This window comes from Weissella hellenica (assembly GCF_005405545.1).
Lineage (GTDB): Bacteria > Bacillota > Bacilli > Lactobacillales > Lactobacillaceae > Weissella > Weissella hellenica.
The window spans coordinates 24,254-50,888 of record NZ_BJEG01000009.1 but is presented as its reverse complement, the minus strand read 5'-3'; the positions used below and the strand labels follow the sequence as shown (position 1 = coordinate 50,888).

The following is a 26,635-nucleotide window of genomic DNA, read 5'->3' as shown; positions in this document are numbered from 1 at the left end:
TTGAACATAAAAAAAGTGTTAACCTAAATTTAGGTAACACTTTTAAAATTGGCTTAGTCGCGTGATGAAAATGATGTAAATAACTGTAAGATATAGATAAACAAATTAATGAAATCCATATATAAATTCAAAGCCCCAGATACTGCTAGACCTTGGGTCATTTGTGATGATTTTTCACCATGCTCTAAATATAATGCCTTTAAACGATTCATATCATAAGCTGTCATCACCGCAAAAACTAAGATACCAATAATTGATAGGAAAAAGTATACAACACTATTAAAGAAAAATAGGTTGATAATGCCACCAATAATCAAGGCAATCAATGAACCAAATAAAATTGATGATAGTGATGCCAATGACTTTTTCGTGAAATAACCATATGCAGCCATGCCGACAAATAAAAATGATGTTGTTAGAAAGGCCAAAGCAATTAGCCCAAAGTTAACAGTTAACCCAATAACGGTAAACGTGAAGCCATTTAATACTGCAAACCCCATTAACATACCAAATGCTTGTGCTGGATTTTTATAAACGCGACTTGAAAATAGCCAAACAAAGCCCATCATAATACCAAAAATAATTAATGATGAGATTGGACTACTAAAGATACGAACAATTGGTGCTGCAAAGACGGTTGCACCAATATATGCTGTACCAGCAGTTACCATTAATGCTAATGCCATGTATAAATAAACTTTTTTAAAAAAGTTATTTAACCCACTGGCATCAGGATTAACTAAACGTGGTTCTTGTTGTTCAAAATTATCCATATCATTACCTCCTACGTTGTGATATATGACAACGGTTTGGCGAATTTTACCAAAAGTATATGAATACAATTATAACAGAAATACGTATTCGTACAAATTGTTATTGTAAGCTAGTTTGTGTATTAGCCAATAACTTTTCAAATGCAAATTCAGTCATTTGTAAATCACCCGCTCCCATGAAAATAAAGACACCTTCTTCATCTGCCAATAGTGGTGACACTTCGGCTGGTGACACGATTCCTGCAAATTTAGCAATTTTCTTACCTAAATCTGCTGAACAAATTTGACCAGCTTTTTCACGAGCTGAAGCAAAAATTTCCGTTAAGAATACATTATCAGCTAAATTCAAAGCCTTTGCAAAATCATCTTGATAAGCAATTGTTCGCGAGAATGTATGTGGTTGGAAAACAGCCGTTAATTTACGATCAGGATACTTTTGGCGAGCTGCATCAATTGTTGCCATAATTTCTGATGGATGATGTGCATAATCATCAATAATTGTTACCGGACCAATATGCTTTTCGGTAAAACGGCGTTTAACACCTTGAAAAGTCAACAGCTCTTCTTGGATTAATGACGTTTCAATTTCTTCGAAGTACGATACAGCAACAACTGCTAATGTATTCAAAACGCCGTGTTGACCAAACAAAGGTACTTTGAAATTGCCTAAGAATTCATCATGGTAGTAGGCATCAAAACTTGACCCCTTAGTTGAACGCTTAATATTATCTGCATAAAAATCATCAGTGTCTGGATTTGTACCATAATAGTATACTGGCACAGACACCTTAATTTTACGCAATTGTTCGTCATCACCCCATGCAAAAATACCTTTTTTCACATGATTACCGAAATCTTCAAAAGCACTCCGTACGTCATCAATACCCGTATAGTAATCTGGATGATCAAAATCAATATTGGTCATGATGGCATAATCAGGTGTGTAATCTTGGAAATGGCGACGATATTCATCAGCCTCAAAGATAAAGAAACGTGCATTTGGAACACCTTTACCTGTACCGTCTCCAATTAGATATGATGTTGGTGCGATGCCAGATAAAACGTGCGACAACAAACCAGTTGTTGACGTCTTACCATGGGCTCCAGCCACACCAATTGATGTATATTGATTAACTAATTGTTGTACCATATCTGGATATGTCAAAATAATTAATCGGTCAGCAATTGATAATGCTGCCGCCACTTCAACTTGATCATCTTCAAACGAATTACCACGAATAACCGTCATGCCAGGTTTAATGTTGGCTGCATTAAATGAATATATGGGGATGCCTGCTGCCTCTAATGGCTTTTGTGTAAATGTATATTCATCAATATCTGACCCTGATACCTCATACCCTTGGTCATGTAAAATTAGTGCTAAGGCACTCATACCTGAACCCTTGATACCAATAAAATAATAATGAGAAGTCTTGTCCATTTTTCTTATCCATTCTAACGTAAATTGCGTTTATCAAATTTTGTTATTTCCATCTTACCAAAAAAAACACTTGTCTTCATTATCTAGACAAATGTTTTTAATATTATTAATCATTAAAGTATTGATTATGATCACGTGCAGCAACACTATCCTCTTCTGAAAGAATATCATCTAAACTTAAGCCCAAACCTGTTTTGATAGACTTAGGTTTAGCCTTAGCTTTTGTTAGAGTCTTATTAACCTTTGCAGTTTTTTTAGTAGTTGTCTGCTTTGGTGCTTCTTTTTTAACCTTTGGTTGAAGGACTTCTGTAATCACTGGCTTTGTTGGCAACGCCTCATCAATAACACCAAGGTTTTGGACTTCATTATCTTGGTCTGACGCCAAAAGAATGTATGTTGTTTTGGCAGCCAACAATTCTGCAACCTGATTATCATAGGTATGCATTAAATTTTCGTAAAAAACAATTGGGCGTTGCATAGGCATTTTACACCACCCTTATTCAAATAATGCTTGCGCTGCAGGTGATTGTGCATCAAACGGCGTTCCTACTGGTGCAAAATCTTCAGGCAAAATTAATGCACCAGGTACCTGTGGTGCATTTGGTAACTGTAACTCACGTCCCGAAACAATCATACCGTTTGACTTAACACCGCGTAGTGCACCTGGCCAAATAATCAAACCTGATGGCATCATTGCACCAACTTTCGCAACAACGACTTTAATTCCTTGTTTCATATTTGGTGAGCCTGACACAATTTGTATGCGTTCATCATTGTCAACAACAGTTGTTGTTACTTGTAAATGGTCAGAATCAGGATGTGGTTCTGCAGATTCTACATAACCAACAACAAATTTAGGTGTATTATCAACAGTCAATGTTGATGTAAAATCAGCTGCTGTAATTAGGTTATTTAAAATATGCACTTGCTCTTCAGTAAGAAATACTTGACCATTAGTATGAGCTAAATCTAATGATTCGCTGATATTAATAAAGTTATAACCAATAACCTCTTCATTTTTGTTAATAAATTGTACAACGTTTTCTTGTTGTGAAAAAGTATATTCTGTTCCTTGTTGGGTTAAGACAATTAAATTATCACCCATTCCAGCGGGATTATAGCTAGCAATTAGCATGCTGTCAATTCTCCTTTTTAAATTAATTATTTTTAATTACCGTAAATAATATCATTTACAGTACTTGCATCTAATTTTTGGGCTAAAGTTTCAACTAACGCTTGAGCTGCTTCAAAATCAGCGATTGACCAAACCGTTTGATGGGTATGAATATAACGTGAAGCAACACCTAACGCAACTGAAGGAATCCCATTATTTTGGGACTGTGCACCGTGAGCATCTGTGCCACCCTTAGCAACAAAGTATTGCAATGGAATATGTGCATCTAAAGCAGTATCTAATACAAATTCCTTTAAACGCAACGGCATAATAACCCCTGGATCAAATACACGTAGCAATGCGCCTTGATCCATCTGTCCTTGACCTTGAGCTGAAGTTGTATCATCAGCAGCAGAAGAATCAAGTGCAAAGAAAATATCCGGCTTTAATTGATTTACAGCCGGACCAACACCACGCAAACCAACTTCTTCCTGCGTATTTGCTCCCATAATTAGCGTATTAGGCAACGCTTTATTTTGCAAATTTTCTAACGCATTTAAAATGGTAACTAATCCAAAACGATTGTCCCAACTTTTAGATGCAACTCGCTTACCAGTTGCCATCATTGTTGTTGAAACCTTTGGTACAATGAAATCACCCGGGTGCACATCAAATGACTCTGCTTCATCCTTAGACGAAAAACCAGCATCAAATAAAATGTCTTGAATTTGTGGTGTCCCACTAACATTTCCTTGACGTAACAAATGCGGTGAAACTGATGAAGAAACAACGGGATACTGTTTATTACGTGTGAATAATGTAAAACGTTCAGCTGATACAGTATAAGGATTCCATCCACCAACGGGGGCAACCACCAACATACCACGGTTTGTAATTTGTGTAACCACAAAACCAACTTCATCCATATGGGCACCAAACATGATCCGTGGCGCATGTGTGTCTGGGTTATGTTTGATACCGTACAACCCACCTAGTCCATTTTGAACAACTTCATCTACTAGTGGTGAAAGATCTTCTCTGAACGCTTGTCTAATTTGATATTCTTGGCCAGACGTTCCTTGTAACTCTGTATATTTAACAATACGATTCCAAATTTTTTCTTCCACTTAATTCACACTTTCTAACAATTATGCCTTGTTTTTATTTAAAATATCCCTAATCTAGGCCTCTAACATACCAATGCCGACTGTATTTGCGCCACCTTCTGGCAAAATAATATCAGCATATCGTTTTGTGGGTTCCACAAACTGGTGATACATTGGTTTGACTGTTTCTAAATATTGGTTAACAACAGAATCTACAGTTCTTCCACGTTCAACAATATCACGTTGCATTCGACGAATGAACCGTAAGTCATCATCAGTATCCACGTAAATTTTGATGTCTAACAAATCGCGTAACTTTGCTTCTGTGAATAATAAAACCCCTTCTAAAATGATCACATCAGCAGGTTGAATTTCCACTTTTTTAGTTGATCGTGTGTGATTTGTATAGTCGTATACAGGTTGTTCAATTGTTTTGCGCTCTAATAATTGTTTTAATTGTTCAATTAACAATTCATTATCCAAAGAATCTGGATGATCATAATTAGTCATCCGCCGTTCGGCCATGTTTTTGTCACTTTGATCGTGATAATACGCATCTTGAGGAATCATTACAACTGATTCCCCCGCCAAACGTTTAATAATATCCTGGCTAACAGTTGTTTTACCGGACCCAGATCCTCCCGTAACACCAATTACCATTGGACGTGATATAGACATACTTAGCCTCTTTCTTCTTTAACTATTGTAATGGCAAGGTAACCGTAATTGTTGACCCAACACCAACTTGACTTTCTAATTGAATTTGACCCTGTGCTTGTTCTACTAAGTCATTAACAATTGCTAATCCTAAACCTGTTCCCGGTATTGATTTTGTCCGTGATTTATCAATACGATAAAAGCGTTCAAAAATGCGATCTTGTTCATCACTTGGAATTCCCAAACCTGTATCCTTAACCGCGAACGCCAATTCATGAGCCGTTACCATGGCTGAAACTTTGATAGTACCATCTTGTCGATTGTATTTCATTGCGTTTCCAATTAGATTAGTCAAAATTTGCTCAAAAACACGTTTATCTTGTTTAATTATTAATGTTTCACTAACATCATTTTTAAGTGACAAATTCAATTTATCTTTACGCTTTTTAGTATTGAAAATCTTAGTAGCCATTTCAAACATATTAAATTCTTGTAATGAATGCGTTTGCTCAGGAACCTTAGCCAAAGTCAAAATATCATCAGTTAAATCTAATAGTCGATTTGTTTCAGATTGAATAATTTCTAAAAATTCCTGCCTGTCAGCAGGATCATTTTGCGCACCACTCAATAGAGTTTCTGTAAAACCAGCAATCGCTGTCAATGGTGTTCTCAATTCATGTGAAGCATTCGCAACAAAGGCTGTTTGCATATCCTTCATTTGAATAACTTCTGTCATATCATACAAAAGAACTAGCAATTCAAAATGACGTTTTCTAGTTTGATAATAGACGATGGAAACATCCACCATTTTATTCTCAAGTTTCACAAGTTCACGAATTTTTTTCTTTTGTTTCAATGCCTGTTCAAATAATTCCATCAACCGATGATATTTAATAACATTATCGTAATGTGTATTTACTAAATCACTTGAAACGCCTAACAACTTGCGTGATTGTTCATTTGCCTGAATAATCTTGCGTTCTGGTGTGATTTGTAAAACACCCATCGGCATGTTATCCATTAAGGTTTCCATGGTACTACTTTGTTCTTGCATAATTTTAATACGTTGGCTATTAAGATGTTGTACATTATTAATAGCCGTTGCAAGTGGTGCCAATGAGTCATCAGGATGCATTAAAACGTGTGCCGTGTGAGTATGCGTTGTCTCTAAATCTTGTAATTTCTCAATAAACAAGGCTAAATGTGCATCACGACGTTGTCGTTGAATCTCGAGTGCTAATGTTGTTGCACCAGACAAAATCATTGAGAGTAAAATTAAGACATGCCATTTCAAAGTGACGTTTTGGTCACCCGTCATAGATGTCAACCATAAAATAAGCCAAATAATGGCAGCGTAAACAAACCAAAAAAGCACAAATCGCTTTGCTGATTCAATTAATTCATCAATATTCATATTTTAATCCTTTCCATGTTTATTCATCATGAGAACGATCAAAACGATACCCAAATCCACGGACTGTTTTTAAATATACCGGATGCTTGGGGTCTAGTTCGATTTTATCGCGTAAATGTGATAGGTGCATATCCACCATTCGAGTATCTGGCCCCGAAAATTCGTAGCCCCAAACACCATCTAAAATCGTTTCGCGACTTAAAACACGACCTTCTCGTTCAGCCATATAAGCCAATAATTCGTATTCTTTTGGTGTTAATCTAACAATTTCACCATCAAACTGTACAACCATTTTATCGAAATCAATGGTTAAACGGCCAAATGATTGGATTTGCTTAACGTTATTTTCTGAAACCGGCTCTTGCTTTTGGTTAAAACGACGTAAAACAGCATGTACACGAGCAATCACTTCACGTGGACTAAAAGGTTTTGTAACATAATCATCAGCACCAATTTCTAAGCCAACTACTTTATCTATTTCATCATCTAATGCTGTAAGCATAATAATCGGAATCTGGTTTTTTTCAGCACGTAATTCACGCGTGACATCGACACCACTTACTTCTGGTAACATAACATCTAATAGTACAACATCAATGTCACCTTCTCGAATAATTTCTAGTGCTCGTTTTCCATCTAAAGCTGCAACGACTTCAAAACCAGCTTTTTTTAAATTATACGTTAGCAAAGTTTGTAATGATGGTTCATCATCAACGACTAAAACTTTTGTCATAAATAAACTCCCATATCATATATTAACTATAAGTTTACCACGAAAATTAACGAATTTGCGGGTTATTGTGAATATAAAAATATACATTCCATAAAATAAATGACCGCTCATTTATTAATTAGAATTGTTTCCCTAACTTTTTTTCATGATGATTACTCAAAACTTTAATTGCCATCATACCACCCAATAATAAGCTCCCTAATACAAAGAGTGTCCAGGCTCCCATAATTGAAACCCCATAGCCTAACGAAATTGTAATAAGTGGTGCAAATAAATCAGTCGCAAAAAATGAAATACCAAACACACGACCAAGATATGCTGGTGAACTAGCTTGCTGACGGACAGTATTAATTTTAATTACAAAAGCAGATCTTGCGAATCCATATAAAATAACTAAAATAATAAATACCCAAAGGTGTTGAAAGAATGTTGTCAAAATGAAAGCTGCACCTAATAAGTAAAAATCACGATACATCGAATTAATGGTATTAAAAGTAGGGAATTTAGCTAGCAATACACTTACTAAGACACCTGCAACAGCTGCCAATGTTAGTGCTGTTGAATAACTAGTGGCTGAGCCATGATAATTATGCTGAATAAGATATGGCATTGCTAAAATAAAACCTTCAAAGAAAAAATTCGTCCAAATTGTTAATAACATTCATTCAAATAATTTAGGTGATTGTTGTACATATCTAAATCCATCTATCAAGCTTTTCAAAAATGGTTCTGATTCGCTCGTTTTATCTTTTGGCTCAGGGCGATACTTAATCGCTAAATTAAATAACACCGTCACTAGTAACATCAACCCTAATATTTGTAAAAATGTTTTTAGATTAATCCATTCTAAATGTAATAATAACCCACCAACAAGTGGACCCAGAGCTTGTCCTGTTGAAAAAGCTGCACTTGCCCAGGCGTTGAAACTAGCTAAAGACTGTTTATTAATAACATTAGGTAGAATTGCACGCGTTGCGGGATACGAATATGACACGTCAATATTTAATATAAAAGTTAAAATAAATAAAATCCATATTTGTGGTTTCGTAGGATCTATAAAAAAGGATAAACTTAACGCCCCAATTGCCCCCAATGTATCTGCACATAGTAAAACGATTTTACGATTAAATCGATCAAGAATTGAACCAACAAAAATATCATTTAAAACATACACAACAAATCCGAATCCGGTTAATAGTCCTAATATTTGAGCATTACCATAGCTTGCCACTAAAAACCAGTTCAATCCAAAACGATATACGCCATCACCAAAAACTGAGGCAAAATTCGATGCCAATAGTGGGAAACTAAAATTTGCTAATTTTGATTGGTGTTCATCCATAGACACACCTCCTTTTTATACTAGTAATAATGATTTTTTATTTAAAAAAAGTGGCTTTAACTATGTCATATAGTTAAACCACTCTATTATTGTCGCCACTTATTGCTTAATCCAAGAAATCACGTAATTGCTTTGAACGTGATGGATGGCGCAACTTACGCAACGCTTTTGCTTCAATTTGTCGAATTCGTTCACGTGTAACCCCAAATACTTTTCCAACTTCTTCCAATGTTCGGGTACGACCATCTTCAAGCCCAAAACGTAAACGCAAAACATTTTCTTCACGATCAGTTAATGTGTCTAATACTGACTCTAACTGTTCTTTTAGCATCTGGTACGCAGCTGAATCAGCTGGCGATATAGCTTCATTATCTTCAATAAAGTCACCCAAATGTGAATCATCCTCTTCACCAATTGGTGTTTCTAATGATACAGGTTCTTGTGCAATCTTTAAAATATCACGAACTTTATCCGTTGGAACGTCCATTTCAGCACCAATTTCTTCTGGCGTTGGTTCGCGACCCAAATCCTGTAACAAATTACGTTGAATACGGATTAACTTATTGATTGTCTCCACCATGTGTACAGGAATTCGAATGGTACGTGCTTGGTCAGCAATTGCACGAGTAATTGCTTGACGAATCCACCATGTTGCATATGTTGAAAACTTGAATCCCTTACGGTAGTCGAACTTTTCAACAGCCTTCATCAAGCCCATATTTCCTTCTTGAATTAAATCAAGGAACTGCATACCACGACCAACATAACGCTTGGCGATAGAAACTACCAAACGTAGGTTGGCTTCAGCCAATTCTTGCTTAGCAGTTTCATCACCAGCTTCAATTCTTTCGGCTAGAGAAACTTCTTCCGGCCCAGTTAGCAATGATACACGACCAATTTCCTTCAAATACATCCGGACAGGATCATTGATTTTCATCCCAGTTGGTGCATCAGCAGCTTGCTTAAGCTCTTTTTCTGATAACTTTGTCTTCTTGTTTTCCAAAGCTCGTGCAGTTGGTTCACCTTGTTCATCAACAATAGAAATACCAGCTGATTCAATTTTGTCATACAAATCATCGATCTGATCGGCATTTAAACTCATTGGCTTTACAACAGCCTTTTGCAAATCAGTTTCCTTTATTTGCTTATCTTTTTTAAATTCTTTGATAATTCCTTTAACAGCTTTATCAAAGTCTGCCTTATTAAAGGTCGTTTTATCTTGTGTTTTCTTTGCAACCATCATAGACTCCTTAGTGTTTTGTATTTTTATTTTGTTTTTCTTTTAATGCAGCTAAATATGCAACACTTAGTTGTGCAACGCGACCATGATCTTGAAGTCGGTTAGCTTCTTTAATATTACGAGATAATTGTCGAATTTTTTCCTCTAGCGGCGCTTCGTTATTAATCACATTAATATATGCTAAGACTTGTTCACGGTCAGTAAATAACTGAGGGTCTATTTCTGCCAATGAGGCTAAAATACGTGTTAATTCTGGTTTTTGTACATAATCCATAAATGCGGCCATATCATTGATTGGTTCTTGTTGATACTCTTCACGATATGCCATAGCAATCATAAATAATGTTTCATAAGACACATCTTGAAATGAAAAGCCAACGTAATTTGTGACTTGTAACCAAACATCATTATCATGTAACATCCACGCAAATAAAATTTGTTCTGCTTTTTCAATTCGGGATACATTGCGCTTAACAGTAACATTACTAGTATATACCTGCGAACTAGATGATATCTCTTTTTGCTGCTGATCATGCTGGTGTTTTGACGGTTGACGCGCTTGGCGTTGTAACAAAAGCGGTCGAATTTGATCTTGTAACGCTTCATAACTTAAATCAAATTCATTTGCGACTTGTCGCAAAAAACGCTCTCTAATGACCGGCTCTTCAACGGTTGCAATTACTGCAAGTGCATCACTAATATAAGTAAAAAATTCCGTTTGATTATTTAAGTTACGATCAATTTGTAGATAGCGTAGATTAAATGTAACAGGATCCTCTATATTATGTGTCAATACTTGCTTAAATGCATCAGCATCATTTGAGCGTAGATACTCATCTGGATCTTGATTATCAGGTATATGAATAACTTGTGCTGATAGACGACTATGTTGCGCAATTAAATCTAACGCACGCTTTGTCGCTTTTTGACCGGCCATATCCGAATCATACGTAATACTAATCTTATCGGCCAATCGCGATAGCTGTTGCACCTGTTCTATTGTTAGTGACGTTCCCATTGATGCAACACCATTTGCAATTCCTGATTGAAATGCTGCTATCACATCCATAAAGCCTTCAAATAAAATAACCGTTTTTTGCTTTTTAATAGTATCTTTTGCTAAATCTAAATTAAAAAGTTCAGAAGATTTATTAAATAATGGACTTTCCGGAGAATTAACATACTTTGGCACATCATCATCACTTGTCAACTTGCGCCCTGAAAACGCAATCGGATGCCCACTACTATCCCTAATTGTGAACAATACACGCTCAGTAAAACGATCATGTAAACTACCATCGGACCACTCAACAAATAATTCCGACTTACGTAATAACTGATAGTCAATTTTCTGCGTTTGAAAATATTCGTATAAAATATTTCCTTCAGGGGCATAACCCAACATAAATGCATCAATTGTGGATTCATCTAATCCACGTGCAGTTAAATATGCTAAAGCCTGCTCACCAGAATCTGTATTAACCAATAAATGATGGTATAACCTAGTTGCTTCGGCATACAAATCACGCAAAGCTTTTGTCTCTGAATCAACCTGTACATTAGTTTGATTATTCAAATATGAATCATCTATAGCTACACCTGCTTGTGGTGCAAGTTTTGCTACTGCTTGTGGAAATGACATGTTTTCAATTTCCATCAAAAAACTAAACGCATTACCTCCTCGTCCACAAGAAAAGCAGTGAAAAATTTGCTTCTCTTCATTAACAGAAAATGACGGTGTACGTTCCTCATGAAAAGGACATTTACCAAACAAATTGCGTCCTTGTTTCTTTAACTGTACATATGGTGAAACAACATCGATAATATTGATACGTTCACGTACTTCTTCTACGAGTTGCTGAGGAATTTTAGCCATAACATAGCACCTCCATTTCAAACAAAATGAACTTTTCCAGCTTCTATAATTATACGCTTGAATAATTAATATGCAAGTATCTTGTCAACCCCTATGAAACGTTCGAAAGATTGTTATGATAAGGTTCTTAAAACCTCACACAAATATTATGTAAACTAAATTGTCAAGGGAATTGTCAAGTCTTTAACTAGCAATTTCTTAAAAAATTTTAAGCAAAGGACGTGCACTGCATTAAACCAACCTTTGCCCGCTTTTTTACATTTCAATATCATTTTTGGATTATCTCGTTGTGACTTTTATTGCTGGCTGAAACCAATTATCTGACAGAAATATTTACATGTGTTCAGCAGCTAATTCAAGGCAGCCAAAAGGACTTGTATTTAAGCAGCAAAAATACAAGTTTAGTTAGTTATTCAGTTACCTGATTGACCTTAAGCCAATTGGCTATTATTTAACCGATGCGCTTTCTTTTGACGGAATTTTTGGCTTTGTAAGAATTGGTTATAGCAGACTTGCGGTGTTTTCCACCCTAATACTGCTTTGGGATAGTGGTTAATAATATCTTGAACAGCACGTAGTGCCACTAAGGTAATTTTAGTAAAACTCTGCCCTTTGGGAAAGAAGTGCCGAATATCACGATTAATGCGTTCAATACCCCCCTTTTCTGCCGGACTATATGCATGGGTAAAATAGACAGCCACCTGCCACCTATCAAGCAACATCATTACATCAAAGTTTGTAAACTCGTGACCCCGATCTGTCGTGATTGATTGAACTTGATTCGGATGCCGTTTTAAAAATTGTTCAATTGCATCATGCATGGCACTGACTTGTTTACTGGCTAACTTCATGATTTCCACATACCGACTTTTACGTTCGTAAAAAACCAAGAGACTGGCTTTAACCCCTTTAGAGGAATCAATACAATCCATTTCCCAGTGACCAAAATTACGTCGCTCATTAATGATTGATGGTCGTTGCTCAATACTGTGAGTTTGCATAAAATCGCTTTCGCGATGCGATCGCATAATTTCACGCATAGAAACTGGTCGCATGTGATACTTATGTTTTTGGTAATTAAGCAAGGCAGGCACGCCTAATTTTAAATAACGATATAAGGTTGCCGCTGAAGGCGCATTTTTCACACGGTGCGCTATCATCGGGATCGTCCAATGCTTTTCCTCAACCGCTTTTTGAATGCGTTTTAAAGTACCACGTGACGTATGTAATTTACCGTAATTACGATTAATACGATTTTGTGCAGCTAACCAATCGGCATATTCCGGATCATAGGGAATTCTGTCTAATGAAACATCAGTACGGCGCCGATTATAATGCACTTCGTCATAGATTGTTTTGGGTGTCCGGTGTAACCGTAAGGCAATCTGGCGTAAGCTAATTTTTTGTTCATAGTACCAAATATAAATGTAGTAGCGCTCTGAACGACTTAAGCGTTTATAAGATCTCATAAGTTAATCTCCTCAACAAAGTATTGATTGGTAAATTTAAAAATAGCGTTAAAACCTTTACCTAATAATAGAATACCCGTTCACACAAGTGATTAGATTAAATAAACCGTGCATAGTTGGTCACTTTACAATCAAAAATGGCCGTAGAATGCTGTTTCACAGCAATTAAATTTTGCCAAATTAAAAAGACCAGCAGACGCTAGTCCTAATTTACTGATGTTTTAGTTATAACTAGTGTTAGTGTCGTGCAACATATAAAATATCACACATTGGAAATCGGCGTTGATGACCTGAAAGAATCACATCATCATCTTGAAATCCTAGCACTTTGCCATGATAAAACGGACTCACCACCCCTTCATCATTGTGATTCCGTAATTGCAAAGTAACTGGGAAATGTTGATCAAAAGCTTTCATTAAATACCGACCAATGGCTTCTTGTGTCATTTCTTGCTGGTCCTGGCGCGCTATATTTTGAGCTCTGTTATTTGAGTAGCTAGCCACATCTGCTGTGTGATCACTAAGAAAGAACCCTTGCCATTTCACTAGGCCCCGATCCTGATAATCATATTTAAAAAAATGTGCTGCTCGCTTTAATTGTTCCTGTAATTCTTCATCTTGATTCATCATGAGTGTTACCTCGCCACTTAATTGTTAGTTTTAACTGTATATCATTAATTTTAAACTAATTAAATGATTAATCAAATATTATTTTGTAGAGACAAACTTTGCTTAATATATTAAAAAAGACCAGTAAGTTACTGGCCTTAAATATCTTCGCAAATCAGATAATATTTGAAAAAGATGAAACAAACGATAAAATAAGATGTAGTAAAAACAAGTTAATAGGTATCTATTGTTAATACCTATCACCTATATTGTACGAATTTTACGACACCTCTGCAATTAATATTAATCAGAGGATAAACCCAGATTAATTTTTAAACAAATGATCAAAAGGTGATTCACCTGTATGCGCAACTTGTGTTAAAAACATTTTGATTGCTGACTGTGTCGTTAGCCCTTGTGCCTTAAAAATGGCATCTGCTTTATCCTTAACATCTTCTTCGACTCGTAATTGAATTAACTTTTCACTCATAACCATAATATAGTTCCCCTTTATGTCTGTATATCAGCGTCATGTTACTGAATATTATTGCTTACCAAAATCAAAAGCTAGTTTGCCATTTTTCAACTGCAATTTTGCTTGAAACGACTTGCCCGTTTTCTTTGATTTAAACCCCTTCAACTTAGCGGTCGTCCCTTTCGTTAGTAAAGTTGTGACAATGGTTGGTGTCAGTGTTTTACTACTCCATTTTTTGGGCAGCGTAAATTGGCATGATTGATCAGCTTTATAATTCGTACAGCCGTAAAACTTGCCTTTGTCCACAATTTGTCCTTGCTGACAGACCGGGCATTGCCCTAGATTAGCGGCTGCTTGTTGCTTAGCTTCATAGTCTTTTTGTCCGTTAATTTGCTGCTGCATAGTTGTTGATTGGCCTAATTGGTCTGGTACTTCGTCAATTAATTTCTGCACAAATTTTTGAATTTGGCCAAGAAAGTTGTTTGGCGTCCGTTGTTGTTGACCAATTTGTTTCAAAGCGGTTTCCCATTTTGCCGTCATAGTTGGGCTTGTTAATAGTGGCTGTAATGAAACAGCTTGACATAAGGTTTGTCCACTTGCCGATACATGTAACTGATTCTTTGCCGTCACTAAATACTGCCGCTTTTTAAGCACTTCCAAAATATTAGCCCGGGTGGCTTCAGTCCCAATTCCTTCAGCTTCTTTAAAATATCTTGTTCGTCGGCATCATCCAATGTTTTACCAGCTGTTTTCATAGCGGTAATTAACGTTCCTTCGGTGAAAGGTATGGGCGCTTTGGTTAGTTTCTTAGCGGCAGCTAACGTCACTTGGACTTGTTGCCCCTGCATAACTTTAGGCAAAACAGCCGGTTCTTCTGATTCCGGTTCCTTTTTTTCTGTCAGTGGTTGTTTTAATAATACCTGCCAGCCGGGATTAGTGGAAACTTTACCCGTGGCTTTAAATAGGGCTTGGCCAACTTGCGTTATAATGACGGTTTCTTGGTATTCATACGGCTGGGCAAACATGGCCAACGTCGTTCGTAGGACCAAATCATAAATTTGTTGCGTCAAAGGCGTGAGCTTTTGTAACTGCGCTGGTGTTGGGACCGTTTTGGTCATAATGATGGCGTGGTGTTCTTGCACCTTAGCTCCATTAACATAACGTTTATTGGCGGTCAGATGATCTAAAACAACTTCTTCTGGAATCGATGCTTGGTAAGCCGTCAGGTTATCCAGTAAATAATCAAATTCTTGATCCGTAATATACTGACAATCCGTTCGTGGATAAGTTAATAATTTCGCTTCATACAATGCTTGCACCGCTTTTAACGTTTCACTAGCACTGACGTGCGCTTGTTTATTCATGGTACTTTGCAAACTCGACAACGAAAACAAACGCGGACTAGCGGTTTGCTTAGCCGTTGTATCAACACCCGCAATGAAACCGTCCTGTAAACCAATTTGCACGGTTTTAGACGCCATGTAGGTATTAAGCTGATTTTGATCATCAAAACGCTGATATGGCTCTAATTTTGCTTGAAATGTTTGCTGTTCAACTTGGACTTGTGCTTGTAACTCTAAATAAGGTGTCGGGTGAAAGTTTTTAATCGCTAAATCACGTTCATAAACCATATACAGCGTTGGGGTTTGCACACGCCCAATGGAATAAACGCCGTGGACACCTGCTTGTCGTAATAATAACGTGTATAGCGGACTCGCATTCATGCCGACTAACCAATCACTAATCTGGCGCGTTTGTGCTTCGTAATAAGCCGGTAGATCACTAGCGCCTGTACGTAAATGTTGAAAACCTTCTCGAATAGCTGCTTTTTCTAAACTATTAATCCACAAACGTTGATAGGTTTTGTTCTTTGTATAAGCTCCAGCTTGCTTAATAATGCTCCAAGCAATGTTACTGCCTTCACGGTCACTATCTGTGGCGATAATAATGGTATCGGCAGCTTGTAATAGCTTTTTAACAATCTTGAATTGCTTTTGTTTATCTGCCCCAACCACAAAGTGGTATTTTTCCGGAAAAATCGGCAAATTGTCCAACGACCAGTGCTTAAATTTGGCATCGTAATCATCAGGTGGTGCCAGTTCAACTAAATGACCAAACCCAAACGTGATGGTTGTATCTGACGGCAAAATCGGGTCACTGACCTCGTAGTAACCCGATTGTTTGGTATTCTGTTGCAAAGCATCCACATAAGCTCGTGCTTGGCTCGGCTTCTCTGCTAGAATAACCGTGCTCATTTAGTCACCTCGCTTTTCTAATTGGTCAAATTTTGCATAAAGTCCCGCAAATTCATGACGAACTTCATGGTAGTATTTTTGGTCTTTACGACTGGCAACAAAAAATAAAATACTCATCAGGTAACCTGTACCTAGCATCAAAAAGGCGATATAATCCTCGCCCTGTTCAAAAAGATTAGCTGCTAGTAGGCTAGGTGCTACATAGAAAAGAACTGAATACATATACCCAAAGTAATAGCGACAACGTCTTTTAAATTGTTTTAATTGAAATATCATATATTCCCCTCCATTTTTGATATTAGTATTTAGAAATTATTTGCTGATAATTCAGCAATCATCATGATCAGGAATCGAACCTCATCCAGTCTAGAACTGACCACCAGGCATGACGTGATTCGTCTCACGGCTGTGAGACATGCTTCGTTTCTTTTTGCCGATTTTTAAATGGATGTAACCACTTAGCTAACTTAGCTTGGCGGGCTTGTTGTGCCAATTCTTGGTGTTGGGCTAAATCGACTTGATCACTCTGTAAACGATGCTCATATTGTTGATTAACTTCAACCAATTGTTGCTTAACGCGTTCCAAATCTTCTTGGGCCGTTTCCGCACGGAATTGCCACTTAGATGATTCGGCTTGCAGTTGACCAATTTGACCTTCTAGGACCATTTTAACTGATTTCAATTAGTCATGGCGTTTCTCAAGATTGAGTACTTCCGCATTAGCGAATTGGAGACGTTCCTTTTCAGCTTGGGCTTTATCTGAATCCTCACGGATGCCTAAGGCATGTTCATGTTCCTTAATAAAATCTTGGCGGCGTACTTCTAAATCACTCGATAACTGCCGATAAGCTTTCGTCATTAAGTCATTAGCTTCCTTTTGCCCAGCCACAATTTGGTCAATCACTTTGTGGCGTTTAAATTCGGCTTGGTTATAGCGTAATTGTTGCACTTCTTGCTCGATATATTGCTTTTGCGTGGTAATAATTTGGGCAATTTCATGTTGAATAATTTGGTCACGATCACCCGTTAATTTAGCCGTTGTTTTGGCTTTATCAATGGTTAATTGTTGTTCAAGCTTGGTTAACGTTTGTTCATGACGTTGTTCTTCTTCGGCAACAGCCTGTTGATAATCATTATCTAAAGCTGCTAACGAATTGTCCAAACGATTGCCATAATCTTTCGTATGGCGTTGCGTTACCTGTTGTTTAATTGGTGTTTGCCAATCTGTTGTTAGCAAGTCATCAATGGCTTGCGTATCTTCATGCACATCGGCAATGTTTTGCGTCAGTGTCTCACGGTAAGCATCGGCCACCTTATCGGCGGTTTGTTGCATGAAGGCATTTGCTTCTTTAGTTTCGCGTACCATCATCACGTCAACATAATCATCGCTTTCCGGTACCACCGTTTGTTTTTCATCCAACGGTTTCGTTTTGAAAAACGAAGTTTTAACTTGAAAGGCTTGAATAAGTTTGGCAATGGTTAAAGTGCTATCGGCGGTAGCTGCAGCTGGCATTACCGGTTGCGTGGCAACCGAAGCAGCATCTGCGACAGCTGCTGTTGCAGCTTGACTAGCTGCACTAGCTGGTTCAGCATCGTTAGCTGCTTGTGATGAAGCTTCTGATAAGGTTGTTTCAGATTGTGGTTGGCTTGATTTAACCGTCTGTTCAGGTTGATCAGTCGTGGGTTCATCACGAACCACTAACCGTTGTGGTAACCGGTTAAAGAGCTCATTATGCTCAACGGCTTCAATATATTCGTCTTCACTGGGCAAGGTTGGTAACTCTTGATCGGTAAAGCCTCCTAGCTCATGACTGGCAGTTAAAAAGGCTGTCAATGCGTCTGTTAATTCTTGATACGTTAAATCATCGGCCAGACGTACTTGTTCATCATTCAATACTTGATTAACTGTTTCCACGACAAAATTTTCCATGTCGCCTTTTACCACAGCATGTTCCCAGGTTAAGCCCGTTTCCACCGTTTTCTTCGGATTTTTTGGGTCTACCGTTAAAAAACTGATGTCCCCTAACGGCACCACTTCACCGGTAGCGGTCGCCACGTTTTGTTGTAATTTTTCTGTCAGCGTTTTTAACTCATCTAGTTTCAGATTAGGCCAGGTTTGCGTCACTTGACCCGTCTCATCAAGCAATTGTTTAATCAACGGATTGTCACGATCTAACGTACTTTTAACCACTTGGGCGCGATAATCGCCTAAATCAACCGGCGGTTGTCGTTTCTTTGCTTTTAGCCAATGCATCTACATGTCCCTCCTTTCAAATTAGCTGTGACCGCTTAAAATGGCCAAGTCCAGTTAAAGCCACCACCAGCACTGGTAACGGTATTGACGATCCAAGTCACCCCAAGACTCAAGCATAGGATACCCACAATACTTGCTAAACCAATCATGATTTTTTTCGTACCAGATGCATGCAGCATTTGATTACCTGATGCCATCATGGCAATACCTAAAGCAGCCCCAATTGCGCCTAAAACAACGGTTAGCAGAATCAAAAAGGTAATCACTTTACTACCAGTGTTTTTAGCCGTTTCTTCTAAAGCAGCTGCGTGAACTAAAGTGGCTTGACTGCTGATCAATAAAGCTGTTCCAGCACTAAGCGGTGTCGTCACAAATCCGCGTGACCACGGTTTTGTATATGTTGTCATTGTCTGACCTCCAAAAAAATTATTGTCACTATCTCTAGTGCAACCCTATCGTAACGAATTTTTAAAGGCCTATGTAAAAGTGAACCATTTTATACAAAAAAAGAACAACCGCTCAACTTGGCAGTGCACAGCACCAAGTGAACGGTTGTTCTTGAAATCCAATTACCAAAATTAGTATGGCACATTAACTAATTGTCACGAACAATAATTTTGCGTATACGTATCGTATGTTATACCGTATACTTACTCGTATGTTATTGCGTATACGTTTATGATTGAGGTTTCAAAAATGATTGATAGCCCTCATTGTTATTAAAGCGAATAATATGGTCATTAATTGTAAACTGATGTCTGCCATTTTGATCAGCTTTAAGCATTTCTAGTCGTAGGTAAACTTGTGTGACCTGCAAAAATTCGCTTAATGCAATTAAATTACTAAAGTATTTGGCATAATCAACAATATAATGTCCTTGTGCCGACGTTTGCCAATATTTGTGGCCCAATTCCTGCGCTGCTGGACTACTTAAATCCCCCTGACCAGCAGCCATAATGTGTGGTATCCAATTCATATGACTCACCCCCTTGTTTCTAAAATACTAGTCATCAAGTCAATTTTAACCCGTAATCTGTTAAGCGATAATTGACAGGCAATTAAAGTACCAATTAGCAAAACTATCAAGACAATTAGCAACATTAACACTAACGCCATTTTAATTAATGATGTTGTCCACATTACCAGCACAATCACCAATAATAAGATGAGTCCTAACCAAGTAAAACGATGATTCCCTTGATATTGTCGGTATCGATATTTGGCAATGATTAAATCTATTTTCAACTCATCCTGACTTAATAAGTTATAAGTCATTTGTAGTCGTACAAGTTGATCACGATGGCCACCACACTTAACCCGCCAGTAATCAAATAGAACCACTTAGTCTTAGTAGACGGTATCTTTGGCATTTTCACTTGCTTTCACCTCCCCTAACTTAATGCTTTCAACGCGTAACTGACCTTGATACTGATCTAAGGTTAATAAGACAGTAAATTTTGATTTGACATGGCGCGTCTTGGCCTTTTTATCGTCCGATATACCAAAGGCTTCAATCTCAATCTGACCGTCACCGACAATTTCACCATCGGCCATTTTGTTAAATTGTAACTTATGTTGCGTTAGCTTCATGCCACTATTCATACCGGCCATGGCTTGTATGGCGGTATAAGCATCTGTGTTCCCATAAGTTTCATCCTTAGCACTAATATCACCTGATTTCGTGGCACGCGCTAACGCACGATTCAAAAACGCCACCGCCCGCTTTTGATAAACGGCATCAGTAACTAATTTTTCTTGGGTTTGGCGTTTCTGCTGAATATTTTTTTGTTGGTGTTTGACTTGTTGGACTTGCTGTTGGGTTACCTGTTGTTGTTGAGACTGCTTTTGGTCGTAAACAAAGGCCAGACCCGCAAAAATTATGCTTAACCCTAACACTAGTTTCAGTAGCCCTTTCGTAACTTTTTGTTTGTCCATGCCTTACTCCTTCGTGGCTTTAATGACGTTAACTAAACGATCCGGATTATTGGCGCCTGCATACCGGGCCACTTCCTGACCGGCCTTTAAATGAATGGCAGTGGGCACTTCAATCACATTATATTTTTGATATAAGTTTGAATCTTGGGTATCCACCATCACGTAGTGATCGGCTTGGCCTGATTGCACGGCTTGATTCACCTGCCGGACCACTTGCTGACAATCCGGACAACCCGTTTTATGAAAAATTAACACGACGTCATCCTGTGTTTTCTGTTGTTGCTGTAAGATTTGTTGGGGTTGCTTGGTGTCATGGTACGTATAATTACGCCAGGTCCAGTAACCGCCAACGGCAATCGCAATACTCACTAACAAAGCGAGGATGGTGGTTGCATATTGTTTAACTTTCATGTTTAATCCCTACTTTTTATCTTTGTCTTGATCAGTTGAAAATGGTCCGGCAGGTACGGTTTGCCCCTTTTCCGGAACTGCTTTACGAGGCACTTTTGATAGATAATCACCACCACTTACGAGCCCATCTGATTGGGGTGCGAAAGCAGGCTTCTTCTTATTAACCCCAAAGTGCACATGCACACCCGTCGCTAGACCGGTTTGGCCTTGGTGTGAGATATGTTGTCCTTTATGGACGGTATCCCCTTTATTTACAACGATTGATTCTTGTGAAGGGGCATGCCCATAATAGGTATAACTACCATCGTTATTTTTGATAATGACATTGTTACCACCAGTTGCATCAGAGGCTTTGGCATAGACTTTACCATCAGCAACAGCATAAACATTGCTGGCATCACCATTTTCTTTGGCGCCCACCGTTTGAAAGTCCACGCCATAATGCGGACTACCACCGGCACCTTGGTAGTTCGGATAACCCCCGGTAATGTTGTACTGGCCTTTAATGGGTCACCCAGAACTCGTTCCGGTTGCGGGTGGACAATTATTGGGGTTCAATGTCGCACCACCTTGGGCTGTGTTGGCATCACCGCCGGTGAGGTTGGTTAAACTACCAGAAAAGTCTAACTTAAACACCTGCTTAACATTTTGCGCTGTCGCTAAGGTTTGTATTGACTTACGTTGTGGGTCCGAGGCAGCGACACCTTCAAAATGCACGTCCCATGCTTCTAACGAATGCGTTAAGTCGGCATTATGCATATGCGTTAAGGTGGCTGCATGACTGGACTTTAATTCTTTAATTGCTAAATTAACTTGGCTATCAACATTGTCTTGCGTGTCTTTATATCGATTACCATTCACACCACCAGCACCCCATTGCCAAATCCCTTTCACTTGTCCGCTCGGATTTTCAGCCTTGGGATTAAATTGACTTTCCCGTAACCCAATCGCTAACGCTGCCGCAATGTTGTCACCACTCATATGTAACTCATTTTTAAATTTATCAGCTGCTGCTTGCATCGCTTTGTGAGTTTTGGAATGACTATCTTTCCAATCACCACCAATGCCGGCACCAGCAGAAGTGTCGTTATTACTGGGGTAGCAAACTTGACTATCATCACTACTGCCACCGGCTAACAGATTAATCACCACCAGAAAGAAGAATAATAAACCAATTAACACAAGCAGTATCGGCACCAAGATTTTAACCCAAAACCAGACTTTAATGGTTTTTTTCATGGCCTAACATCCTATCACTTGTAATAGCAACACGATGGCAAGCATTAAGAAAATCACGACAGTGATTAAGACTAAACGTAACGTGCGTTTCACCACTGCCGGGTCCTTTTTGGGCCATTCACTTGTTGCTTTATAATGTTCATAATCCCGTTGTGCATCCGCCCGAATGGTACTGGGTTTATAACGATTTAAACGGCTTTTATTATGTTCTTTTTGACTCATTTAGATACCTCCACCATACATCCGTAATTGGGCATCGGTTGGCCGATAAGCTGTAATAAAAATTGATTGGTAACTCCGCAGAATTAATAAGAATTGTCCCACTTGTAACATCGGTAACGTATCTAATTGATCCGGCGTGGCATCTGAACGACTCGTCACGCTGGCATAACGATTTTTGTCATCTTCTGGTAGCCGGCCAATATGATGATTTTGGAAACGATTGAAAAAGTCGGTCATCGCACGGGTTTCTTCTGAATCTTGTTGTTGTCCAGTCGGTAATACGTTCTTTAAACCGGGGAAAATCATAAATAACCCAAAGTAATTCTTACGCTGTTGTTGCATCATCTTATCGGCAAACGAAACGCCTAACGGGTTATTATAGTTAATGACATCATCGGCCTCATCCTGGATCCACCAGAAGTATTTGGGCGCTGCGGTCCCATCAGCGACGGTTTTCTTGGTAAATTCACCACGTTGTTCGCTGGCTAACTGTTGGTTACCATTCATGACGACATACGCATTCATCAATGACAAGATACTAAAATATTGGGCGGCATAGGCCTTATCACTCCATTGAGCCATACCTGACGTATCAAACATAATGAGTTGCTCATTTGATAAGTCTGGGACATTCGTATGCCCATTGACACTTGGACCATGGTCATTTAGTAGACTATTTAACACCTTGACGATGTTATCTAAACGTTCCCAGTTCTTCCCAGAAAAGTCGCGGGCATTTAATAAACGGGCTTGTAGATAACTAATAAACATTTCCAAATTTGGATAGGCGTTGGCATCTAAGCCAATCGCCCGTAATTCTTCGGGGTGATCTTCAGCTGAATACGACCACATCTCTTGATCTTCAATATAAAAACGTTGTAATTCATCTTTGAATAAAAGAAGTTCCCCTTCTTCTGCCTTTGGATATAAGGTGGCATAATACGTTTTAACCTTTTCTAGGTGTTGTTTAAAGGACTTAATGACATCAATTTGGCCATGTTCATCAAGCACCGTCCCGAAAACATGCAAGATATTTACTCGGTTTTGTGAACCGTCCATCGTTAAAATCAAGCCACCTAATTGTTGCACATGCGGCACGTAGCGCCGGGTCCGGTCAAACAACCAAATCGTGTCACCACGGGCAAATAACGGATCCAACTGTTGGTGCATCCAGGTTGATTTACCTGAACCGGCATCACCCACAATCAAGTTATACGCCGTTGTCCGATGTTTACCATCCGAAAGACTTGGGTCAAAGGTGACCTCGCCTCCTTGAAATGTTGTCGCTAAATTGGCACCCCGTGGATCGGCCAAAAATGTTTGGTTAAAGGCATAAGTGCCGGCCAATGAATAAGATTTCATGGGGAAGCCTTTATCTTTAAGCGCAATATCTTGTACTTTCATCGCTGGAATAAAGAATTGGCGCATATGATTGGCCATTTCGCCAGCATAGACCATCGACTTATAATTACTTAAGCGTTGCCGAAAATCATCTAGTTTCATACGCAGTTTTTCAATCGTTCGTTCCGTAAATAATACGCGTACGTACAAGCGTTTATAGATTTCTTGCCCATTTAAGGCATCATTCAAATCGGCCATGTTTTGTTGGTACTCATTGCCAGCCAACAACTTGCGTTGATCGTTTTGCCACTTATCCCCTAAAATCGCGTTATTGGCATTCGCTGCATCTTGTAGGGCTTTTTCCACCTTGGCCCGTGATTCAGTTCCCACTTTGAGAATCGTAATCGTGTTATCCGTGTCTAGCAGATTGTGAAACCACATTTGTTGTTGGGTTTCTTTGGGATAATCATAAATGGTGACAATCGTGCCGACTCCATTCCCAAAATGAATATAATCAGAATGATAAATGGTGGGGCTTGGATTTTGAACCTGCCAGATTAAATCTAAATCATAGCCTTGGTTGCGTAGTTTTGCGGCTACACTTTTTTTCATGCTTGTGCCTCCTTTAATTTATTGCTTGTTTATTGATTTAATTGTTGCGTCGGATCCTGTAAGATCTGCAACATCGTTTGTTTTTGCTTTAATGACATCGGTTGGGCTGTGATGGCACGACCACCGGAACTGATAAAGATTTCTCTGGCAGTCCGGGTTTCTGCTGCTGATTCACCATAAATAAAAGCCGTATAGCTTTGGTACTTCACGTTTTCGGCCACGTGGCGTAAACTGGCAATTTGATCCGTGACTAATTGATGGCAGAGTTGTAATTGCCGATAACGTCGTGCATCTGTGGTTTGGGCCATTTCTGCATCAATTGCTTGCCGATTAGCCAACCAAGCCCGTTGTTGGATGGTAGTTTCAGCGGCCATTCGCGTGATGATAATATCAAAATCACTGGTAAACGTATTGAGTAACAAATGGTAGTCACGAATAATATTTGAGGCTCCTTCGGAACCGACACCATAGACGAAATCTAAGTCTTTACCATAAATCGTCAACATATCCATGTAACCCGCATCTTGTTTATCATTACCGGCTAATACTAATAAATTATCCTCTCCTTCGAAACGTTTAAACGGTAATAAATCCAACAGGTCAACTTTTGGTCGCCTTAATTCAGCAACTTGTTTCAATGATAATTGGTGCTTTTTTTGTTGTTTAAACCCCATTTAATCCTCCTTTTCCAACGGCATGCATTTCATTGAGCCGTGCAGACTTTGTGAACTGACCGTTTTAGGACCGCGTACAAAGACTTCATCAATCACCAAACTATTCGGATTGCTGGGTGCTGGTAAAATGGCATAAATCGCTGTGATCACCATGACCACCAGAAAAAGGCCTTTTGAAAACGTCAATTGATACGAAAATGCTTTGGATAGCATGATATAGGTAAACATGAAAAATCCCCCTAATACTGCTAGTCGTTCAAAATTTAAAAATAAAAGTCGTGGTTGTTTCTGCCAGATGTTGTTACCTGGTGAAAACTCACGATAGTTATAACCTTGCATAATCTGTCACCTTTCTTGAAATTTTATTTCTTTGATTAACTACCGTTATCGTAACGAATTTTATAAGTCTTAGGGAAAAGTGAACCATTTCATACAACTTTTTTGGATTATAGTTGTTAAATATTTTTGTGCGTATACGATTAATTATCATATTGCGTATACGCATGAGTATGTTTAAAGATATACGTATCGTATACGCTTAACAAAAGCCTGGTGTTATACTGTTTACAGCATTATATTATTTCTTTGATTAACTAACCAAACTTTCATTTTGACAAATAAACAAGCGAGGAAATAATGATGCAAATTATGACATTTACTGGATCAAAAGGTGGTGTCGGTAAAACCACCCTTGTCTTTAATTACGCCGCCTGGTTAGCACAAAATAATTATCACGTCCTATTAATCGATGGTGACTTTCAAGCGAATTTAAGTGCCACATATGATTTAATTACCAACAAAAATACGTTATTAGATGTGTTTATTGGTGGTGAACCCGTTATCCGACCAGTTACCCAAAATATTGATTTGTTACCGGCTTCGCCAAATTTGGATCGCGTTGAAGGCTTAATTCAAACAAAAATGTATCGTGAATACTTATTGATGCAGTGGATGCGTCTACACGTCGATACTATCCAGTCTTACGACTATATCTTGATTGATACACACCCAGAATTTGGTCTACTCACGAAGAACATGATTGCGGTCAGTGATGCCGTTATCGTGCCATTGGAACCTCGTGAGTATGGGTTTAAACAACTCAAAACGCAATTTGAACTTCGCATGGCCGAATATCGACAAGACAGTATTGATCCCCGGACGGGCGTCAGTGATATTGATGCCCAAGTTTATTATGTTGGTAACAAAATCCAACATAATACCATTGAAAGTCGCCAGTTTCGTGAAGCATTAGCAACGATGCCAAATGTCATTGCGCAAATTGATGCCCGTGAAATCATGCGCAAATCAACGGCTCAAAAACAAGCCGTCGTTGAGATGCCCGCTAGTATCTTAAGAAAGTACCCCGGCTTTAAAGAGCAGCTAATAACCCAATTCACACGCATGACGCAAACTTTGCAAGATAATCAACACAGTTAGGAGTAT

General features: G+C 38.5%; 30 protein-coding genes and 1 pseudogene. 1 reads left to right on the top strand and 30 read right to left on the bottom strand.

All coding sequences use genetic code 11. From position 1 onward, the window contains the following. Positions 1 to 53 precede the first annotated feature (53 nt). From FFM61_RS05930 to FFM61_RS05795, 30 genes and pseudogenes are all read right to left on the bottom strand, one after another. On the bottom strand, positions 54 to 773 hold the full coding sequence (locus FFM61_RS05930) for a Bax inhibitor-1/YccA family protein (RefSeq protein WP_074426944.1): 720 nt from the start codon (positions 771 to 773) through the stop codon (positions 54 to 56). Between the two features lie 100 nt (positions 774 to 873). Further along, entirely contained in the window at positions 874 to 2,214 is a 1,341-nt protein-coding gene (gene murC, locus FFM61_RS05925; RefSeq protein WP_074426943.1) for a UDP-N-acetylmuramate--L-alanine ligase, read from the bottom strand. Between the two features lie 106 nt (positions 2,215 to 2,320). After that, positions 2,321 to 2,698 carry a hypothetical protein gene (locus FFM61_RS05920; RefSeq protein WP_074426942.1) on the bottom strand — a complete coding sequence of 126 codons (378 nt, stop codon included), beginning with the start codon at positions 2,696 to 2,698 and terminating at the stop codon, positions 2,321 to 2,323. Between the two features lie 12 nt (positions 2,699 to 2,710). After that, entirely contained in the window at positions 2,711 to 3,349 is a 639-nt protein-coding gene (ytpR, locus tag FFM61_RS05915) for a YtpR family tRNA-binding protein (protein WP_074426941.1), read from the bottom strand. A 32-nt stretch (positions 3,350 to 3,381) separates the two neighbouring features. Further along, positions 3,382 to 4,455 (bottom strand): glutamyl aminopeptidase, encoded by a 1,074-nt coding sequence (gene pepA / locus FFM61_RS05910; protein ID WP_074426940.1) that lies wholly within the window; start codon positions 4,453 to 4,455, stop codon positions 3,382 to 3,384. A gap of 54 nt (positions 4,456 to 4,509) precedes the next feature. Continuing rightward, on the bottom strand, positions 4,510 to 5,112 hold the full coding sequence (gene udk, locus FFM61_RS05905; protein WP_074426939.1) for a uridine kinase: 603 nt from the start codon (positions 5,110 to 5,112) through the stop codon (positions 4,510 to 4,512). Positions 5,113 to 5,134: 22 nt separating this feature from the next. Then, on the bottom strand, positions 5,135 to 6,505 hold the full coding sequence (locus tag FFM61_RS05900; RefSeq protein ID WP_074426938.1) for a sensor histidine kinase: 1,371 nt from the start codon (positions 6,503 to 6,505) through the stop codon (positions 5,135 to 5,137). A gap of 19 nt (positions 6,506 to 6,524) precedes the next feature. Then, positions 6,525 to 7,238 (bottom strand): response regulator transcription factor, encoded by a 714-nt coding sequence (locus tag FFM61_RS05895; protein WP_074426937.1) that lies wholly within the window; start codon positions 7,236 to 7,238, stop codon positions 6,525 to 6,527. A 118-nt stretch (positions 7,239 to 7,356) separates the two neighbouring features. Next, positions 7,357 to 7,848 (bottom strand): MFS transporter, encoded by a 492-nt coding sequence (locus FFM61_RS09120; protein WP_240005982.1) that lies wholly within the window; start codon positions 7,846 to 7,848, stop codon positions 7,357 to 7,359. Positions 7,849 to 7,899: 51 nt separating this feature from the next. Then, entirely contained in the window at positions 7,900 to 8,580 is a 681-nt protein-coding gene (locus FFM61_RS09115; protein WP_240005981.1) for an MFS transporter, read from the bottom strand. A 106-nt stretch (positions 8,581 to 8,686) separates the two neighbouring features. Further along, positions 8,687 to 9,820, bottom strand: a complete 1,134-nt coding sequence (gene rpoD, locus FFM61_RS05885; RefSeq protein ID WP_042494209.1) for an RNA polymerase sigma factor RpoD — start codon at positions 9,818 to 9,820, stop codon at positions 8,687 to 8,689. Between the two features lie 10 nt (positions 9,821 to 9,830). Beyond that, positions 9,831 to 11,696 (bottom strand): DNA primase, encoded by a 1,866-nt coding sequence (gene dnaG, locus FFM61_RS05880; protein WP_074426936.1) that lies wholly within the window; start codon positions 11,694 to 11,696, stop codon positions 9,831 to 9,833. A gap of 431 nt (positions 11,697 to 12,127) precedes the next feature. Continuing rightward, positions 12,128 to 13,165, bottom strand: coding sequence for an IS30 family transposase (locus FFM61_RS05875; RefSeq protein WP_074426935.1), 1,038 nt, complete (start codon positions 13,163 to 13,165; stop codon positions 12,128 to 12,130). A 237-nt stretch (positions 13,166 to 13,402) separates the two neighbouring features. Continuing rightward, positions 13,403 to 13,795, bottom strand: coding sequence for a hypothetical protein (locus FFM61_RS05870; protein WP_074426934.1), 393 nt, complete (start codon positions 13,793 to 13,795; stop codon positions 13,403 to 13,405). 304 nt (positions 13,796 to 14,099) lie between these two features. Continuing rightward, positions 14,100 to 14,264: a type II toxin-antitoxin system RelB/DinJ family antitoxin gene (locus FFM61_RS05865; protein ID WP_043941736.1), complete on the bottom strand. Its 165-nt coding sequence runs from the start codon at positions 14,262 to 14,264 to the stop codon at positions 14,100 to 14,102. Between the two features lie 54 nt (positions 14,265 to 14,318). Next, positions 14,319 to 16,504 (bottom strand): annotated as a pseudogene (locus tag FFM61_RS05860) (type IA DNA topoisomerase). Further along, the gene (locus FFM61_RS05855; RefSeq protein ID WP_074426933.1) at positions 16,505 to 16,780 is read right to left on the bottom strand and encodes a hypothetical protein; all 276 of its coding nucleotides are present in this window, start codon (positions 16,778 to 16,780) and stop codon (positions 16,505 to 16,507) included. It lies immediately after the preceding pseudogene. Positions 16,781 to 16,904: 124 nt separating this feature from the next. Beyond that, on the bottom strand, positions 16,905 to 17,186 hold the full coding sequence (locus FFM61_RS05850; RefSeq protein ID WP_074426932.1) for a hypothetical protein: 282 nt from the start codon (positions 17,184 to 17,186) through the stop codon (positions 16,905 to 16,907). Next, a complete protein-coding gene (locus FFM61_RS05845) occupies positions 17,187 to 18,758 on the bottom strand; it encodes a hypothetical protein (protein ID WP_074426931.1) in 1,572 nt (523 codons plus the stop codon). Positions 18,759 to 18,793: 35 nt separating this feature from the next. Continuing rightward, the gene (locus FFM61_RS05840; protein ID WP_074426930.1) at positions 18,794 to 19,165 is read right to left on the bottom strand and encodes a hypothetical protein; all 372 of its coding nucleotides are present in this window, start codon (positions 19,163 to 19,165) and stop codon (positions 18,794 to 18,796) included. Between the two features lie 269 nt (positions 19,166 to 19,434). Beyond that, positions 19,435 to 19,734 carry a hypothetical protein gene (locus tag FFM61_RS05835; protein ID WP_074426929.1) on the bottom strand — a complete coding sequence of 100 codons (300 nt, stop codon included), beginning with the start codon at positions 19,732 to 19,734 and terminating at the stop codon, positions 19,435 to 19,437. 5 nt (positions 19,735 to 19,739) lie between these two features. Beyond that, the gene (locus tag FFM61_RS05830) at positions 19,740 to 20,099 is read right to left on the bottom strand and encodes a hypothetical protein (RefSeq protein ID WP_137604615.1); all 360 of its coding nucleotides are present in this window, start codon (positions 20,097 to 20,099) and stop codon (positions 19,740 to 19,742) included. A gap of 6 nt (positions 20,100 to 20,105) precedes the next feature. Beyond that, complete coding sequence (locus tag FFM61_RS05825) at positions 20,106 to 20,693, bottom strand: hypothetical protein (RefSeq protein WP_074426927.1); 588 nt, start codon at positions 20,691 to 20,693, stop codon at positions 20,106 to 20,108. Positions 20,694 to 20,696: 3 nt separating this feature from the next. Continuing rightward, on the bottom strand, positions 20,697 to 21,104 hold the full coding sequence (locus FFM61_RS05820) for a thioredoxin family protein (protein WP_074426926.1): 408 nt from the start codon (positions 21,102 to 21,104) through the stop codon (positions 20,697 to 20,699). Between the two features lie 9 nt (positions 21,105 to 21,113). After that, positions 21,114 to 21,539 carry a M23 family metallopeptidase gene (locus FFM61_RS09110; protein ID WP_240005980.1) on the bottom strand — a complete coding sequence of 142 codons (426 nt, stop codon included), beginning with the start codon at positions 21,537 to 21,539 and terminating at the stop codon, positions 21,114 to 21,116. 75 nt (positions 21,540 to 21,614) lie between these two features. Further along, complete coding sequence (locus tag FFM61_RS09105) at positions 21,615 to 22,343, bottom strand: phage tail tip lysozyme (RefSeq protein WP_240005979.1); 729 nt, start codon at positions 22,341 to 22,343, stop codon at positions 21,615 to 21,617. A 3-nt stretch (positions 22,344 to 22,346) separates the two neighbouring features. After that, positions 22,347 to 22,565 carry a hypothetical protein gene (locus FFM61_RS05810; protein ID WP_074426925.1) on the bottom strand — a complete coding sequence of 73 codons (219 nt, stop codon included), beginning with the start codon at positions 22,563 to 22,565 and terminating at the stop codon, positions 22,347 to 22,349. Then, on the bottom strand, positions 22,566 to 24,518 hold the full coding sequence (locus FFM61_RS05805) for a putative type IV secretion/conjugal transfer ATPase (protein ID WP_074426924.1): 1,953 nt from the start codon (positions 24,516 to 24,518) through the stop codon (positions 22,566 to 22,568). Positions 24,519 to 24,547: 29 nt separating this feature from the next. Then, positions 24,548 to 25,192: a hypothetical protein gene (locus FFM61_RS05800; RefSeq protein WP_074426923.1), complete on the bottom strand. Its 645-nt coding sequence runs from the start codon at positions 25,190 to 25,192 to the stop codon at positions 24,548 to 24,550. Next, the gene (locus tag FFM61_RS05795; RefSeq protein ID WP_074426922.1) at positions 25,193 to 25,531 is read right to left on the bottom strand and encodes a hypothetical protein; all 339 of its coding nucleotides are present in this window, start codon (positions 25,529 to 25,531) and stop codon (positions 25,193 to 25,195) included. Positions 25,532 to 25,828: 297 nt separating this feature from the next. On the opposite strand from FFM61_RS05795, the gene FFM61_RS05790 reads away from it, so the two are divergent. Next, on the top strand, positions 25,829 to 26,629 hold the full coding sequence (locus FFM61_RS05790; RefSeq protein ID WP_074426921.1) for a ParA family protein: 801 nt from the start codon (positions 25,829 to 25,831) through the stop codon (positions 26,627 to 26,629). Positions 26,630 to 26,635 lie beyond the last annotated feature (6 nt).

What these genes read in the sequence shown, in the direction of transcription:
- FFM61_RS05930 (WP_074426944.1), bottom strand. Translation starts at nt 773, where the DNA reads ATGGATAATTTTGAACAACAAGAACCACGTTTAGTTAATCCTGATGCC.
- murC (WP_074426943.1), bottom strand. Translation starts at nt 2,214, where the DNA reads ATGGACAAGACTTCTCATTATTATTTTATTGGTATCAAGGGTTCAGGT.
- FFM61_RS05920 (WP_074426942.1), bottom strand. Translation starts at nt 2,698, where the DNA reads ATGCCTATGCAACGCCCAATTGTTTTTTACGAAAATTTAATGCATACC.
- ytpR (WP_074426941.1), bottom strand. Translation starts at nt 3,349, where the DNA reads ATGCTAATTGCTAGCTATAATCCCGCTGGAATGGGTGATAATTTAATT.
- udk (WP_074426939.1), bottom strand. Translation starts at nt 5,112, where the DNA reads ATGTCTATATCACGTCCAATGGTAATTGGTGTTACGGGAGGATCTGGG.
- FFM61_RS05900 (WP_074426938.1), bottom strand. Translation starts at nt 6,505, where the DNA reads ATGAATATTGATGAATTAATTGAATCAGCAAAGCGATTTGTGCTTTTT.
- FFM61_RS05895 (WP_074426937.1), bottom strand. Translation starts at nt 7,238, where the DNA reads ATGACAAAAGTTTTAGTCGTTGATGATGAACCATCATTACAAACTTTG.
- FFM61_RS09120 (WP_240005982.1), bottom strand. Translation starts at nt 7,848, where the DNA reads ATGCCATATCTTATTCAGCATAATTATCATGGCTCAGCCACTAGTTAT.
- FFM61_RS09115 (WP_240005981.1), bottom strand. Translation starts at nt 8,580, where the DNA reads ATGGATGAACACCAATCAAAATTAGCAAATTTTAGTTTCCCACTATTG.
- rpoD (WP_042494209.1), bottom strand. Translation starts at nt 9,820, where the DNA reads ATGGTTGCAAAGAAAACACAAGATAAAACGACCTTTAATAAGGCAGAC.
- dnaG (WP_074426936.1), bottom strand. Translation starts at nt 11,696, where the DNA reads ATGGCTAAAATTCCTCAGCAACTCGTAGAAGAAGTACGTGAACGTATC.
- FFM61_RS05875 (WP_074426935.1), bottom strand. Translation starts at nt 13,165, where the DNA reads ATGAGATCTTATAAACGCTTAAGTCGTTCAGAGCGCTACTACATTTAT.
- FFM61_RS05870 (WP_074426934.1), bottom strand. Translation starts at nt 13,795, where the DNA reads ATGATGAATCAAGATGAAGAATTACAGGAACAATTAAAGCGAGCAGCA.
- FFM61_RS05865 (WP_043941736.1), bottom strand. Translation starts at nt 14,264, where the DNA reads ATGAGTGAAAAGTTAATTCAATTACGAGTCGAAGAAGATGTTAAGGAT.
- FFM61_RS05855 (WP_074426933.1), bottom strand. Translation starts at nt 16,780, where the DNA reads ATGATATTTCAATTAAAACAATTTAAAAGACGTTGTCGCTATTACTTT.
- FFM61_RS05845 (WP_074426931.1), bottom strand. Translation starts at nt 18,758, where the DNA reads ATGCATTGGCTAAAAGCAAAGAAACGACAACCGCCGGTTGATTTAGGC.
- FFM61_RS05840 (WP_074426930.1), bottom strand. Translation starts at nt 19,165, where the DNA reads ATGACAACATATACAAAACCGTGGTCACGCGGATTTGTGACGACACCG.
- FFM61_RS05835 (WP_074426929.1), bottom strand. Translation starts at nt 19,734, where the DNA reads ATGAATTGGATACCACACATTATGGCTGCTGGTCAGGGGGATTTAAGT.
- FFM61_RS05825 (WP_074426927.1), bottom strand. Translation starts at nt 20,693, where the DNA reads ATGGACAAACAAAAAGTTACGAAAGGGCTACTGAAACTAGTGTTAGGG.
- FFM61_RS05820 (WP_074426926.1), bottom strand. Translation starts at nt 21,104, where the DNA reads ATGAAAGTTAAACAATATGCAACCACCATCCTCGCTTTGTTAGTGAGT.
- FFM61_RS09105 (WP_240005979.1), bottom strand. Translation starts at nt 22,343, where the DNA reads ATGAAAAAAACCATTAAAGTCTGGTTTTGGGTTAAAATCTTGGTGCCG.
- FFM61_RS05810 (WP_074426925.1), bottom strand. Translation starts at nt 22,565, where the DNA reads ATGAGTCAAAAAGAACATAATAAAAGCCGTTTAAATCGTTATAAACCC.
- FFM61_RS05805 (WP_074426924.1), bottom strand. Translation starts at nt 24,518, where the DNA reads ATGAAAAAAAGTGTAGCCGCAAAACTACGCAACCAAGGCTATGATTTA.
- FFM61_RS05800 (WP_074426923.1), bottom strand. Translation starts at nt 25,192, where the DNA reads ATGGGGTTTAAACAACAAAAAAAGCACCAATTATCATTGAAACAAGTT.
- FFM61_RS05795 (WP_074426922.1), bottom strand. Translation starts at nt 25,531, where the DNA reads ATGCAAGGTTATAACTATCGTGAGTTTTCACCAGGTAACAACATCTGG.
- FFM61_RS05790 (WP_074426921.1), top strand. Translation starts at nt 25,829, where the DNA reads ATGATGCAAATTATGACATTTACTGGATCAAAAGGTGGTGTCGGTAAA.